The organism is Actinomycetota bacterium (assembly GCA_035540895.1).
Taxonomy (GTDB): domain Bacteria; phylum Actinomycetota; class JAICYB01; order JAICYB01; family JAICYB01; genus DATLFR01.
This window is the reverse complement of sequence record DATLFR010000010.1, coordinates 1-14258: the sequence shown is the minus strand read 5'-3', so window position 1 is coordinate 14258 and position 14258 is coordinate 1. Positions and strand designations below refer to the sequence as shown.

Annotated in this window: 12 protein-coding genes; 4 read left to right on the top strand and 8 right to left on the bottom strand. The window is 72.9% G+C overall.

Annotation, left to right across the window (positions count from 1 at the left end):
• Positions 1-63: 63 nt before the first annotated feature.
• From VM840_00425 to VM840_00415, 3 genes are read right to left on the bottom strand one after another with little or no spacing between them, the layout of a single operon-like run.
• A complete protein-coding gene (locus tag VM840_00425; protein HVL80039.1) occupies positions 64-1647 on the bottom strand; it encodes a lactate racemase domain-containing protein in 1584 nt (527 codons plus the stop codon).
• Complete coding sequence (locus VM840_00420) at positions 1637-2830, bottom strand: zinc-binding dehydrogenase (protein HVL80038.1); 1194 nt, start codon at positions 2828-2830, stop codon at positions 1637-1639. The genes VM840_00425 and VM840_00420 overlap by 11 nt, the downstream gene beginning before the upstream one ends.
• The gene (locus tag VM840_00415; protein HVL80037.1) at positions 2827-5139 is read right to left on the bottom strand and encodes an HAD-IB family hydrolase; all 2313 of its coding nucleotides are present in this window, start codon (positions 5137-5139) and stop codon (positions 2827-2829) included. Before VM840_00415 ends, VM840_00420 begins: the two co-directional genes overlap by 4 nt.
• Positions 5140-5175: 36 nt before the next feature.
• Between VM840_00415 and VM840_00410 the strand changes: the two genes are divergently transcribed.
• On the top strand, positions 5176-5763 hold the full coding sequence (locus VM840_00410) for a TetR/AcrR family transcriptional regulator (GenBank protein ID HVL80036.1): 588 nt from the start codon (positions 5176-5178) through the stop codon (positions 5761-5763).
• A gap of 10 nt (positions 5764-5773) precedes the next feature.
• On the opposite strand, the gene VM840_00405 is transcribed toward VM840_00410, so the two are convergent.
• The 4 genes from VM840_00405 to VM840_00390 form a co-directional block, all read right to left on the bottom strand.
• A complete protein-coding gene (locus VM840_00405) occupies positions 5774-8647 on the bottom strand; it encodes a right-handed parallel beta-helix repeat-containing protein (protein ID HVL80035.1) in 2874 nt (957 codons plus the stop codon).
• The gene (locus VM840_00400) at positions 8647-9507 is read right to left on the bottom strand and encodes a hypothetical protein (GenBank protein HVL80034.1); all 861 of its coding nucleotides are present in this window, start codon (positions 9505-9507) and stop codon (positions 8647-8649) included. Before VM840_00400 ends, VM840_00405 begins: the two co-directional genes overlap by 1 nt.
• A 70-nt stretch (positions 9508-9577) precedes the next feature.
• A complete protein-coding gene (locus VM840_00395; GenBank protein ID HVL80033.1) occupies positions 9578-10219 on the bottom strand; it encodes a lysoplasmalogenase in 642 nt (213 codons plus the stop codon).
• On the bottom strand, positions 10216-11055 hold the full coding sequence (locus VM840_00390; GenBank protein ID HVL80032.1) for an oxidoreductase: 840 nt from the start codon (positions 11053-11055) through the stop codon (positions 10216-10218). The genes VM840_00395 and VM840_00390 overlap by 4 nt, the downstream gene beginning before the upstream one ends.
• A gap of 132 nt (positions 11056-11187) precedes the next feature.
• On the opposite strand from VM840_00390, the gene nadB reads away from it, so the two are divergent.
• Genes nadB through VM840_00375 form a run of 3 tightly spaced genes read left to right on the top strand, consistent with a single transcriptional unit; the run spans position 11188 to position 13962 of the window.
• Positions 11188-12663 (top strand): L-aspartate oxidase, encoded by a 1476-nt coding sequence (nadB, locus tag VM840_00385; GenBank protein ID HVL80031.1) that lies wholly within the window; start codon positions 11188-11190, stop codon positions 12661-12663.
• Positions 12664-12876 (top strand): hypothetical protein, encoded by a 213-nt coding sequence (locus VM840_00380; GenBank protein ID HVL80030.1) that lies wholly within the window; start codon positions 12664-12666, stop codon positions 12874-12876. It begins immediately after the preceding gene.
• A 12-nt stretch (positions 12877-12888) separates the two neighbouring features.
• Positions 12889-13962: a CapA family protein gene (locus VM840_00375; GenBank protein ID HVL80029.1), complete on the top strand. Its 1074-nt coding sequence runs from the start codon at positions 12889-12891 to the stop codon at positions 13960-13962.
• On the opposite strand, the gene VM840_00370 is transcribed toward VM840_00375, so the two are convergent.
• A partial coding sequence (locus VM840_00370) for a hypothetical protein (GenBank protein HVL80028.1) occupies positions 13959-14258 on the bottom strand: 300 nt, incomplete at its 5' end. The two genes, VM840_00375 and VM840_00370, sit on opposite strands and share 4 nt — an antisense overlap.

Below are 14258 nucleotides of genomic sequence, written 5' to 3'. Positions count from 1 at the left end.
GGGCCGGGTGGCGGGGGGACGGACGACCCCAGCGGTACCCGCGGGCGATCCGCCGCAGCTCGCTCAGGGCGTGACCTCCGGCAGGAAGAGCGGCGGGCAGTGCAGGTGGGTGATGGACGGGTGCAGGCCCACCGTCTGCTTCGCCATCTCGAGCGCGTCGTCGAGCGTCGAGGCGCTGCGGAAGCCGAGCCTGCGGACCGTCTTGGGATCGCCGCCCAGGAAGATCGCGTCGCCCAGGTGGTCCATCGCGTGAGCCGCCCAGTACCACATGTAGAACGGGTGGACGCCGTGGTAGGCGTACGAGTTGCGGTACAGGTGTCGGTACCACGGGTCGGAGGCGAAGTCGGCCTCGAACCGCTTCTCGATCTCGGCCGGATCGGTCGTCTCCGCGAGCACCCGGTCGAAGAAGTCGATGTAGGACGGGTGGTGGGTCGGGTGGAACTCGCGCTCGGTCGGGTGGGCGAGGATGACGACGCCCCCCGGCCGGACCAGCGGCGCTCCCCGGTACAGGTTGAAGAAGTAACCCAGGCCCATGCAGACGACGAGGATCGGGTTCAGGACCGAGTTCACGTTGTAGGGGCCGACGTACGGGATCCCCATCGTGAGGATGTCCGTCTGGCCCTGGACGGGCACCAGCTGCTGGCGGTGGACGTTGCGCAGCGTCTCGGCATGGACGGCGTCCGTCTGGCCGGCCTGCACGCTCGTCATCCGGTGAGGGGCCTCGATCGAGTGGAAGAGCTTGCGCTTCGTGGCCGGCTTCATGCGCTTCAGGCCCGAGGAGAGGGCGAGGTAGGTGGCCTGGTCGCGGAAGGACCACTCGAACGCCCGCTTCGACAGGAAGTCGTACGGGGCCGGGAAGGCCTCGTTGTTCAAGGTCGTCTCGATGTGGAAGATCTTCAGCTTGTCGGCGAGGAACCTACCCATCCGCTCCGTCGACCGGTGCAGGGCGGAGTGGCGCGGGTCCATGTACGAGTTCGAGTCGAGGAGCGTCTTGACGTTGTGGTGGTGGCGGAGGGACCGGTAGGTTCCCAGGCCGACCGGCACGGACTTATGCCCCCCGTCCATCGCGACGAGGTTGATGTTGACGTACACGAGCAGGTCCGACTCCATCGCCCGCTTGCAGAGCTCGACCTCCTCGCCGTGGTCGGTCGTCCCGACGAAGACCAGGTCGTCGGGGTCCTCGGCGTCGAAGTTGCGCAGACGCTCCGGCCAGAAGGCGCGGAAGACCCTGTCCCCGACGGCCCGCCGGATCTCGGCCGGAGTCATCTTGCGGTGCAGGGACTGCGCGACGATCAGCTCGACGTCCTCCACGCCCGCCTCCGCAGCCAGCTGCACCACCTGTTCGATCACGAGCTGGCGGATGTCCGGCTGACGCATCTGGGGCAGGGGCAGGGAGATGTCGTCGAACGCGATCGTGAGCTTCATGTCCGGACGCAGGAGCGCCCGGAGGGGTTCCATCTCGAAGGGCTCGTCCAGGGCGCGCGCGATCGCTCCGCGCTCGTCTCGCAGCGCGGGGACCGGCTCCGGGGGGTACACGATGCGGGAGCCGGCCGGCAGGGTCTCCAGCCGGAACCCCTCCCCGTAGTGGAACAGGACCGGGGGGGTCCGCCGGTCGGTCTCGTACACGAGCCCGGGTCTAGCGCGCAAGGTCGAACACCACCTTCACGGAGTCGAGCCGTCCCGCGTCGGTCGCGTGGTCTATCGCCTCGGCGTAGCGGGACAGCGGGTAGCGCGCCGAGACGAGGGGGGTCAGGTCGATACGCCGGGCGAGGTCGATCGCGAGGTCGAAGGTGTGGGCGCCGCCGGTCTCCCGTCCGTAGGTGTACGCGCCCACCAGCTCGAGCTCCCGGTGCCAGACGGGGGCCAGGTCGATCGTCGACGCTCCCGGGAGCCCGACCAGCACGACCCGTCCCCGCGCGCGCGTCGCGCGGAGGCAGGTGTCCAGGGCGACGGGGTTCCCCGCGCACTCGAAGGAGACGTCCGCGCCTCCGGCCAGCCAGGGCTGACCGCGCTCGGGCTCGTGCATGAGCGCGCGGGTGGCCAGCCGGACGTGTCGGGTGGCGGAGGCGGGGTCGCAGACCTCGTCGGCGCCCAGCCGTCGCGCCTCACGCTTCTGGACCGGGTGCTTCGCGGCGGCGATCACCCGCGCCCCGGGAGCCAGGTCGCGCAGCGCAGCGACCGTCAGCAGGCCCATCGTGCCGGCCCCCGTCACGAGGACGGTGTCGCCCTCGAGGACGCCCGCGCGCAGGACGGCGTGGACCGCGCAGGCGAGCGGCTCCACGAGCACGGCGGCCTCGTCGGACAGCTCGGCGGGGAGCGCGTGCAGCTGGGACCGGTGGGCGACGAGGACCTCTCCCCATCCGCCGCCGGTGTCCGCGCAGAACCCGGTCTGCAGGCCGGGGGCGACGTGTCCGTTCGCGGTGCGCTCGCACGAGCCCACGTGCCCGGACCCGCACGCCGCGCACGGCGGGTCGATCCCGCGCGCCGCGCACGCGAGCACGGGCTCGAGCACCACGCGCGTCCCGGCGGGCAGGTCCTCGCAGTCGTCGGCGAGCACCCCGACCACCTCGTGCCCGGGGACGAACGGCATCGAGACGAGGGGTCCGAAGTAGAAAGAGGCGTGGCCGTGGACCATGGCGAGGTCGGACCCGCAGATGCCGGCCAGGGTCGGCGTGAGCCGGGCCCACCCGGGTCCGGGCAGATCCGGCTCGTCCACGTGTCCGAGCTTCAGCGGGGCGAGGGTGGAGGCGACCAGTCCGGGAGCCACCCGTCCGGCCGCCCGGGAGGCCAGGTAGCGGGGGACGGACCGGCTGAACGTCAGCGCGATCATCGGACCAGCTCCCCCGGCTCCCACGTGGCGCCGCTCGCACCCGGGGTGGGGAACCGCGGCAGGTTGCGCTCCGGACCCCATCGCTCCACGGCCCAGCGCCTGTCGCGCGCGATCCTCGCGAGCCGGTGGTCGGGGTTGACGGCGACCGGGTTGCCGACGCTCTCGAGCATGGGGAGGTCGGAGATCGAGTCGCCGTACGCGTAGGAGGCTGGGAGGTGAGCGCCGATCTCGCCGGCGAGACGGCGGAGGTAGGCGGCCCGGGCGTCGCCGGCCAGCGGCACCTCGACGAGGTCGCCGGTGTACCGGCCGCGGCCGTCGGTGGCGAGCCGGGCGGCGGCGATGATGTCCGCCAGGGGACGCATCGGCTCGACCGTGAAGTCCAGGGCGCCGGTGAGGAAGACCACCCGGTGTCCGGCGTCGCGGTGCTCCCGGACCCGGCGCAACGCGCCCGGGAAGCTGCGCGGGAGCAGGAAGGTGTTGAACGCGTCGTGGGCGATCGCGGCCATCTCTTCGACGGACGCCCCCTCGTAGCGGCGGTAGAACCGGCGCAGGAACTCCCCGCGGTCCCGTCTGTCGGTCGCGACCAGCTCGGGGACCTGCCGGGCCAGGTGGAGGACCCGCCGCGACCACTCGGACCGGGGAGAGGCGGCGAGGCGGATCCACAGGTAGGTGTCGACGACGTTCGTGCCCAGGACCGTCCCCTCGAGGTCGAAGACGGCGAGCACCTCGGGCCCCCCCGGGGTCACGGTCGAGACCGGGGCGCGCCGCGGGCGACGACGGACCGTCCCCCGCCTGCGGGTGATCTCCGGCAGGTGGTTCTCCTGCAGGTACACCCTCCAGTCGATCGCCGCCGGGTCCATCTGGAATCCGTCGCGCTGAGGGGCGGGAAGGTCGTCGTGCAGGGCGAGCAGGTTGTGGTCGTCGAAGACCGTCTCCACCTCGGCGTAGGCGCCGTACAGCTGGGCGTACTTGGCCGCCTGCTCGAGCTCGGTGCGGCGCAGGTCGATCCGGTCGGAGGCCTCCTGGAGTACGTCGCCTGGGAGCCGTTCCACCACGCGGGCGGCCGCGTCCAGCGCGCGGCGGCCCCACCGGATGCGGCTGTGCACCTTGCGGGCGCCGGGGAACCTCCAGAGCTCGGGGAGGATCGGCTGTCCGTCCTCGTCCAGGTAGGGGTTCTCGTGGAAGTAGTCGTGCGTCCACCTCACGAGGTCGCGGTAGCGCATCGGGTTGCGGTAGCCGGTGGCGGCGTGGACGAAGTCGGGGGGGGCAGGGTCGGCCAGCACGGCCAGGATCGCGTTGACGACGATATCGACCGGGACGACGTCGACGATCGCGTCCGGGATCCCGGGGAACTCGGTCAGCGCACCGCGCCCGTACATCAGGAAGATCGGCTCGGCCATGCGGAACCCGCGGATCCAGCCCGGGAAGGGCTCCCGCAGCGCCGACTCGATGATGCTCGGGCGCAGGACCGTCACGGGGAACGGCAGGTCCCGCTCCGAGATGGCCAGCTCGGTCAACGCCTTCGTGAACGCGTAGGCGTCGGGCCAGCCGAGCGCCTGACCGCGCGCCCGTCCCAGCTCGATCAACCGGTCGCTCACCCAGTCGCGCCGGAGCTGCTCGGCGCGCGCTCCCACGCTGGGCGCTCCCGCCGGGCCGAGGTCGCGCTTCGCCTTCGCGTGGAAGCGCTTCAGGAGCTCGGGCGTTCGGGAGTCGGCCTCGGTCCGCTCGCGGGCGGTCCGAGCCGCGGCCAGCTCGGCCCGCCAGTCGACGCGCGGGCGTCCGGGCGTGTCCGTCCACGGCCCCTCGGGCACGGTTCCCTTCGTGAGCCCAGCCACGTAGGCGGTGGAGACGTGGATGTGGCGGCGAGGGGCCGCGCCCGCGTCGATGAGCGCGTCGATGAGCCGCAGGGAGCCGAGGAGGTTCGTGTCGAACGCCTCGTCGATGGGGGCGTCGAACGCGACCGAGGCCGCCGAGTGGACGACGAGGTCGACCTGGCCCAGGGAGGCCCGGTCGTCGTCGCCGAGCTCCAGGCCGTCGCTGCGCAGGTCACCGTCGAGGGTGCGGACCTTGGAGGACAACGCCTCCCAGTCGTCGCGGGAGCGAAGGTCCGCGAAGGCGTTGTTGCCGAGGACACGGCGGCGGACCCGGTCCGCAGCCGGGGCTCCCGGCTTGGACCGTACGAGGAGCAGGACCTCCTCCACCTGGGGGACCGAGCGCAGGATCTTGGCGACGAGCGCCGTGCCCAGGAAGCCGGTGGACCCCGTCACGAGGATGCGGGAGCCGGCCAGTCCGTTCGGGATGTCTACCATCCGGTAGATTATCCGGGTCCGACGCGGGGGTGTCCAATGCCACGAACCTCGGGGGAGCAGACGAAGCAGCGGGTGGTGGCCGAGGCGCTGCGTGCCTTCGGCGAGCGCGGCTACGCGGCGACGAGCCTCGACGACGTGGCTCAGGGAGCGGGTATCCGCAAGCAGAGTCTCCTCTACCACTTCCCGTCGAAGGAGGACCTGTTCGCCGCCGCCTCCCTGCACGCCGCCGGCGAGGTGTTCGAGACGCTGGACGGGTCCCTGCGCGAGGACGACCCGGGGGGGCTCGACCGGCTCACGAACATCGTCGGCGCGGTCCACGACCTGGCCTCCTCCCGTCCGGAGGTGGTGGCGCTGATCCGCGAGGTGGCGAGGGCCGGGCCCCCGTTGTCCGATATCGTCGCCGAGGCCCTGCGTCCGCTCGTCGACGCGGCGGTCGCCTGGCTCGAGGCGGCGATGGAGGCGGGGGAGGTCCGGCGCCAGGACCCCCGCGCAGCCCTGCTCACGGTGTACTCGGCCATCGTCGGCCACCTGACCGAGTCGTCCGTCCGCCGGGTGTTGATGGACGGCCGGGAGCCGCCGCCTCAGGAGCTGGTCGCGTTCCTGCGTGCGGCGCTGGCTCCCTAGGGAGCCAGCCTCACCCGGCCGACGGGTTCGGCTCCACGAGCCACGGGTCGAAGAGCACGCTCCCCAGCCCGGTCACGGCGATCGCGGCACCGGACCCCGGGCCGATGCCGGACGGTCCGTTGGCGGCCCCCCACCAGTTGCCGCGTGCGTCCACGTCCGAGCCGTTCGCCCTCAGCCCGGCCCCGGAGACGGCGAGGTTGTTGCCGCTCATCACCAGCCCGACCGCGTCGGTCGCCTCTACGGCGTCACCCGGCCCGGAGAACGAGTTGTCGATCACGCGCAGGCCGGTGGTGCGGCCCGCCCAATGCTCCGGGACGCTCAGCCTCACCGCCGTCCCGGTGATCCCGGCGAAGGAGTTCGAACTGAGCTCGTTCCGGGCCGAGTCGCACCGGCTGAGGTCGTAGACGCAGGTGCCCTCGGAGACGAACCCGACCGCCGCGCCCCGGATCTCGTTGTCGGAGACGACGAGGTCGCTGGAGGAGAGGATCGACACCGCCGACTCGCCGGCCTGGAGCACCACGTTGGAGACGACGCGGCTCCGGTCGCTCAGCCCCCAGATCCTGATCGCGTCGCGGAGGGCGGTGACCGTGTTGCCGCTGACGACCGTGTCCGTCGCGCCCTGTTCGATGCGGATACCGTCGAAGAAGGTGGCGTTCACCTCGTTGGACTCGATGCGGGTCCGCAGGGAGCCGCCCCAGACCTCGATCCCGTTCCAGGCCGCCGAGACCAGGTTCCCCCGCAGGACGTTGTCGTGCGACGCGCCTGACACGTTCAGCCCGAAGTGGATGGTGGAGGAGATCGATTCGGTGGACGAGGAGTTCACCGTGTTCGCCTCGACCAGGTTGGCGTGCGAGCCGTCCTCGACCGAGATCCCCCACAGCCGCGTCGTGGTGACGTTCTCGAGCACCCGGCCCCCGATCGTCCCCGTGTCGAGCCGGATGGCCGTGATGGACCCGTTGACGGTGTTGTTCGCGATCAGCGGCTGCGTAGACCGTGCTGCCGAGATCGCCCGGTGGGAGCCGCCCTCGATGGTGTTGTCGCGCACGACCGTGCGGGTGTCCTGGCTGAGGCGGACCCCGTCCTGCCGCGGCTTGATCGAGTTGCCTTCCACGGTGACCTCCACGGCGCCCTGGCCGACGAGGATCTCGGCCTGCCCGCTGCGGGCCAGGTGGTTGTCCGCCACGGAGGTCTGCGCGGAGGCCTGCACGGAGATCCCGTGGCGCCCGGCCAGCGAGACCGTGTTGTCCCGCACCCCGGCGCGGTCGACGCCCACCCCGGACACGCCGTCCTGGGCGTCCTCGACGCGGTTCCCCCGGACGACCGCGTCCGGACCCCCGGACACCCTGACCCCGGCCAGCCTCGCCGCGCGCACCTCGTTCGAGGTGACACGCGGCTCCCGGACGGATGAGGTCTCGATCCCGTTCGCGCCCGCCCGCAGGATCGAGTTGGCCTCGATGGTGACGCCGCTCGTGAGGTTCACCTCCACGCCGTCGCTGCTCGTGCGGGAGATCGAGTTCGAGGCGATGCGCAGCGGGCCGCCCCCGGCCGCGGCCACCCCCTGGGCGGTGCGATCGATCACGTTGCCCTCCACGGTCACGTTCGCCGCGTCGACCAGCCGGATGGCGGCCGCGTTCCCCGGCGCGTCGTGCACGCGGTTGCCTCTGATCACCACGTGGGCGGTCGTCCCGGCGATGGTGATGCCGTCGGCCCCGACCGGGACCACGTCCCAGCCCTCGATCACATAGGGGTCCTCCGCCGTCCCGGAGCCGGATCGGACCCCGGAGAGCGGGGAGTCGAAGTCCTCGTCCCCCGCGACCACGATCGGCGGCCTCGGCTCCCCCGTGGGGACCCCGACCGCGTCGACCAGGTCGCCCGTCGTGGTCGTGGGAGCCCGGTGACGGACCTCGCCGGCCGGACCCGCGGTCCACCCGGCGCCCCCCGGGAGGAACGCCCCGTCCGACAGGTTGGACGAGGTACCAGCGGTCTCGGGGGCCCAGGTCAGGCCGCCGTCCACGGTCGCCAGGACCGTCCCCGCGTCACCTACCGCCCACCCGCGCGTGGCGTCGACGAACTCCACGTCGCGCAGGCCGGGGACGGGTGGCGAGACCGCCTGCAGCCAGGTCTCCCCACCGTCGGTCGTGCGGTGGATATCGCCCAGGCGACCCACGGCCACGCCGACCTCGTCGGTCGCGAACGCCAGGTCCGAGAGCCCTCCGGCGGACGGGATGGACACGAATCGCCACGTCTCCCCGCCGTCCCGGCTGATCGACACGCCGTCGCCGTCCACCCACAGCCAGGTCAACAGCCAGAGCGTTGCCCGGTCGCTCGAGACCTGCACCCTCTTGTGCACGCTCTCCTGGATCCGGGCGATGTTCTCGTGCTGCACGGTGATGCCGTCCCACGTCTCGCCGCCGTCGACGGTCCGCGCGGCGTAGCCGAAGAAGATGGGAGAGCGGCCGGACGCGTACCCCTCGAGGTGGTCGACGAAGTTCATGTCCAGGAACCACCCGGCCATATCCCCTTCCGCGAGCAGCCTCCAGGTCCGCCCGCCGTCGCTCGTGGTGGCTATCCCGCTATCGACCGAGCCCGCCCAGCCGCGTTCGCCGTCGATCCAGTCCATGATCGTCACCGGGTGGAACAACCCGGTGTGGCGGGCCTCCCAGGTCCTGCCCCCGTCCTGCGTGCGGTAGACGATCCCGTCGTCCGCCCCGGCCCAGCCGGTCTGGGCGTCGTGGAAGTGGACCGTGTGCAGCGCCCGCATCGTCGGGACGGGACGCCCCTGCCACCAGGGCAGCGGCGCGCCCGCCTCCTGCGCGCGCGCGGTGCCCGCGGTACCGCCTGTCACGAGGAGGGCCACCAGGGCCGCGACGGACAGCCGCCGCATCACAGGCAGGCGTCCCCGTTGCGCGCGCACCGGCCGCTCGGTTCCGGCGCCCCGTACCCCCCCGGACCTTCCGGGTCGCGCGGGAGGGCGAGCTGCCCGCCGAGGTCGAGGCTCTGGCCGCCGGCGGTGAAGCCCGCCCCGGCCCGGGCCCGGGACCCCTCACGCTCCATGCAGTAGAGGCTGCAGTCGTAGTAGCGGCCGTGCTCGAGCGAGACGTCGAACGCGAACGAGGTATCCCCGTAGCCCGCGCCGGCCCCCAGCTGAGCGGATGCGGTGCTCGAGGCCGGGTCGAACGGGTCGACCGCGTACTGGACCTGCGGGTTGACCGACCCGCTCACCTGCGACGAGTAGGGGAGCGAGGCCACGGGCCGCGCGCCGTTCGAGGCGACCTCGTAGATGTCGAACCCGTACTGCTCGCGCCACGGGGAGCCCGTCGAGAACGTGAGCTGGACGTGGTCGGTCGCGAGGTCGGCGGTCCAGAAGTCGTTCCCGTGCAGGTGCCGGTCCTGACCCACGACGTACGTGCCGCAGATCTGCTCCAGGACGATCCCGGAGGAAGCGTCCGAGATGGTGATCGACCCGCCCCAGCACTCGCCGGCGAAGTGGTCGTAGAACCCCTCCACCTCGTACCTCTCGAAGTGCAGGGAGAGCGAATCGACCCCGGGCACCCGGATCTCGTAGGACAGCTCCTCCTCGGCGGGGTAGGGGTGCGGGGTGCCGACGCCGACCGGGTGGATCGCGGTCGGACGGTCCCCGACGGTGTGCGGCGCGACGCCGTGAGTCGGGTCGTGGTGCGCGAGTGCGGCCGGCCCGGCCCCCAGCGTGACGAGCAGCGCGGCCATGAACGTGACGATGCGCATCGTTAGCCCCTTTCGCCCTCGGTGCTTCCCCTGCCGTACGTATTCGCGGGTTGTCGGCCTCTCCCTGCTCCTAGGTCCAGCCGTAGGCGAGGGAGAGCACGAGCAGGGCCTGGCCGAGGTGGTACGTGACCATGATCGTCACGGGAGCCCACGGCTGAGGGTGGACGAACCGCGTGTAGGCGATGAGCCCGTCGGACGCGAAGAAGGCGAGGGCCCCGGCCGCCGCCACCGGGTTGAGGGTCGCGCCGGCGGAGGCCACCATCAGCGAGATCACCACCACGTACCCGACCACGGGCAGGACGAGCGTCCTCGACCGCGCGCGCACCCCCGGCAGGACGAGCCAGGTCATGAAGGCCGCGATCGCCGCCACGCCCAGGGCGCCCGACCAGGCCTGGGGGAACGAGCCGGTGTGGGGGAGCAGTCCCGCCACGTAGGCGAGGTGCGCCCCGAGGAAAGCGGCGAGCCCCGGGAGGAAGCGGTCGGGGAGCATCAGGAACACGTCGCCGCCCAGTGAGAGCAGGAGCGCGACGACGAACCACCGCCGCTGGTCGGCATGGACCGGCTCCAGGGTCGCAGCGACCCCGACCAGCGCGACCAGCGCGAGCGGCTTGAACACGTACTCGAGGCGCTCGTCGCGCCTGGCCACGGCTATCCAGTCCAACCCCGCGCAGGCCGCCGCCGCGGCGAGCAGGATCCAGGAGGCCTCCGTCACGGCCGGGGGGTCGGGTAGACGAGCTTGAGGAGCGTGTCCCACGCGCGGTCGGGGAGGAGCCGGCGGGTCATGAGCAGCGACCGGGCTCCCAGCGTGACCCGGTAGCGGGTCCTGGGGAGCCTCGAGCTCGCCGCGTGCTCGATCGCGCGGGCGGTGGAGCCCGGACCGGACGCGAAGACCGACAGCGGGCCCTCGTACGCCCGCATCAGCATCGCGGCCACGCCCTGGTTGAACGCGGCGTACGGGTCGTCGGTCTGATCCACGCCCTGCACCGCGGCCGCGGCCGTCCGTCCGAAGGCGGTCTTGATGAGCCCGGGCTCGATCACCGAAACGCGGACGCCGAACGGAGCGACCTCGTAGCGGAGGGCGTCCGAGAGGGCCTCCACGGCGTGCTTCGTGGCGTGGTAGTACGCGGCCCCGGGCAGCGTGAGGCGGCCCCCCATGCTCGAGACGTTGATCACCCGGCCCCAGCGCTGACGCCGCATCCCGGGGAGGACGAGCTGCGTGAGCCGGACGAGCCCGAACACGTTCGTCTCGAACTGCCGTCTGACCTCGTCCATCGGCACGGACTCGAAGGCTGCGTCCTGGGCGTACCCCGCGTTGTTCACCAGCACCCCGACGGCGCCCTGCTCCCGCTCGACCTGCTCGACGGCCGCGCGCATCGACCCCTCGTCGCAGACGTCGAGGGCGAGGGTGCGGCACCCCCGGAGGTCGGAGATCGTCTCGAGACGGCGGGCGGACGCGTAGACGGTCCACCCGTTGCGCGCCATGCGCTCGGCCGTGGCCCGACCGATCCCGGTCGAGCAGCCCGTGATCAGGACGGCTCTCGACGTCATGCCCCGCCCCCTCGGACGTCTGCGGACCCGCAGAGCCTACGCGGCTCGAGGTCGCACGAGCCATCCGGCCGCGGCGGGCCCCCGTGGTGCGGTGGGTCCTCGACGCGTGGAGGGCCTGTGCGAGGCTGAGGTATGCAGACGGACGCCCTCGTGATCGGCGGCGGACTCGCCGGACTGTTCGCCGTGCTCCACCTGCCCGACGACTGGGAGGTCGTCGTGGTGGACAAGGGGACGGCTAGGCGGTCGGGCTCGTCTCCCCTGGCTCAGGGCGGCATGGCCGTCGCCGTCGGACCCGACGACTCCCCCGAGCTCCACGCGCAGGACACCCTGCGCGCGGGCGCCGGGGCGTGCCACCCGGCCGCGGTCGAGGTCCTCGTCTCGGAGGCCCCCTCCGCGCTCGAGGCGCTGATGGGCCTGGGGTGCGAGTTCGACCGAACCCCCGAGGGCGCCCTCGACCTGCACCGGGAGGGCGGACAGTCGGTGCACAGGTCCGTTCACGCGGCCGACGCCACCGGGCGGGAGCTCATGCGGGCGCTCGTCCCACACGCCCGTCGTCGGGCCACCCGGGTGACGGGCGGCGCGGTCTCGTTGAGCGTCCTCGACGGCCGTTGCGTGGGAGCCGTGGTGTCCACTCCGGAGGGGCCCTTGGCGATCCGATCGCGCGGGGTCCTGCTCGCGACCGGGGGGTGCGGCGCCCTCTACGCGTCCACCACGAACGAGGACCTGTCCACCGGAGACGGGATAGCGCTGGCCGCGGAAGCCGGAGCGGCGACCACCGACCTGGAGTTCGTCCAGTTCCACCCGACCGCGCTCGGCGTCGGAGACGGCACCCAGCGGGCCCTGCTCACGGAGGCGCTCCGGGGCGACGGCGCGACCCTGCTCGGTCCGGACGGGTGGCCGCTCATGGACGGCGTCCATCCGGACCGCGACCTCGCGCCCCGCGACGTCGTGGCGCGCGCGATAGCCGCCGCCGGACCGGCCGTCCTGGACATGAGGCCGGTGGGGGCCGACCGCCTCGAGCGGCGCTTCCCGAACGTCGTGGCCGCCGTACGCCGGGCCGGGTTCGACCCGGTCCGGGAGCCGGTGCCGGTCACCCCCGCCGCCCACTACCTCCTGGGAGGGGTGGCCACCGACCTGTGGGGGCGGACGTCGCTCGACGGCCTCTACGCGGCGGGGGAGTGCGCGGGTACCGGCGTGCACGGCGCCAACCGGATGGCCGGCAACTCCCTGACCGAGGCGGTCGTCTTCGGACGTCGGGCGGCGATCGCCCTCGCTCGGGAGGCCCCGCCCGGCGTGCCCGGCCCCCCCGCCGGGGTCGACCCGGTGCCCGAAGGGGGGGAGCCCTGGGACGAGCTACGCGCCGCGATGTGGGCCGGAGCCGGTCTCTCCCGGACGGACGCCTCGCTCCGGGAGACAGCCGAGGCCGTCGGATCGCTGGCCGAAGGGTCCTCGCGCGCCTTCGCGCTGGCCGCGCTGACCTCCTCCATCGTGTGCCGGGCGGCCCGGATACGGACCGAGAGCCGCGGTGTGCACCACCGGCTGGACCACCCGGCCCCCGACCCCGCCTGGGAGGGAGCCCACGTCCGTCTAGGGGCGGTGAAGGGGTAGGTGGACCACGGAGTAGGACTCTTCGAAGGGCTGCTGCACCTGGCCATCTTCCTGTCGGCCGGGCTCACCCTCGCCGTCACGGCGGTCGCCCTGCTCGAGCGAACCTCGGCGCGGGACGGGCGCGTGGTCCGGTGGTCCTACGTGGCGGCGGGTGCGGGTACCTTGTTCGCACTGCTCGTCGCCGAGCGGGTCTACCATCACCTGCAAGGCTGAGAAGGGGGACGGGTGCGGATCGGCGTCGCGTTGGCGTTCAGCTTCTTCTGCTCGCTGCTCGGGATCACGAGCGGGGGCACGGGGGCTCCCACGGCCCGGACCGAGACCGGCGTCCAGCCGGTCGCGGTCTCCCTCGATCTCGCCCCCACCCCGAAGCCGACGCCCGGACGCGTGCCCGAGGACGGGCCCGAGCCCTTCATGGACGACCTACCGGCGGACGCGGTGGAGCTCGCGGCGGTGGGAGACGTCAACCTGGGCGGCCGACTGCTGGACACGATCGCCGCGCGCGGACCCGACCACCTCTGGACGGGGGTCGCCCCCGTGCTCGCGGCCGCGGACATCGCCCTCGTGAACCTCGAATGCACCATCTCGGAGCGCGGCGCCCCCGAGCCGAAGGAGTTCACCTTCCGCGGTCGTCCCTCCTCGCTGGGCGCGATGCGCCGGGCCGGGGTGGATATCGCGTCGCTGGGGAACAACCACGCCGTCGACTTCGGACGCGACGCCTTCTCGGACACCCTCCGCCACCTGCGTGACAACCGCATCGAGGCGGTCGGCGGCGGAGAGGACATCGAGAGCGCGTGGGAGCCCGTCTACATCGAGCGCAGGGGCATCCGGTTCGGGTTCGTCGCCGCGACGCGGGTGCTCCCGCACAACTTCGCCGCCACCGACCGGCTCCCCGGCGTGGCGAGCGCGTACGACGAGGCGCGTCTCGTGGCGTCGGTCCGGGAGGCGGAGCGGGCGTCGGACGTGACGGTGGTCGTCGTGCACTGGGGGACCGAGACCCACACCGCGCCGAACCCGGTCCAGGTCGGGCTCGCCCGCACGCTCGTGGACGCGGGCGCCGACGTGATCGTGGGGCACCACCCGCACCGCCTCCAGCCGGTCGTCCGGATGAAGGGGGCGGTCGTCGCCTACTCGCTGGGCAACTTCGTGTTCACGTCGCCCTCGGCGGCCGGACGCGAGTCGATGATCCTACGGATCGGCGTGATGCCGGACCACAGCATCGTCACCGCGCGGGTGCCGGTCCGTATCGGGGTGGACGGACGTCCCGACGTGGCCGACGGGTCCGGACGCGCCCGGGCCTAGCGCCCGCGTCCCTGCCCGCGACCGGACCCCTCACCGCGACCGGACCCCTGACCCCGGCCGGCTCCCTGCCCGTGTCCGGGCTTCGGGCCGCGCTCGGCAGTCGTCAGTTCCTCGTCGCCCTCCGTGCTCTCGCGCTCGGGGCGGACCGGCTTCCCGCAGTCGCTGCGAGCCGCCTCGGACCTGGAGGTCCCGTCCTTCGGGGCGGAGGAGACGTGCTGTCCGTGGTTCCCGGAGAACCCCTCGGGGCACCCCTGCGTGGACCGCTTCGACGCCGGGGGGGCCGGGGTCTCCTCGGG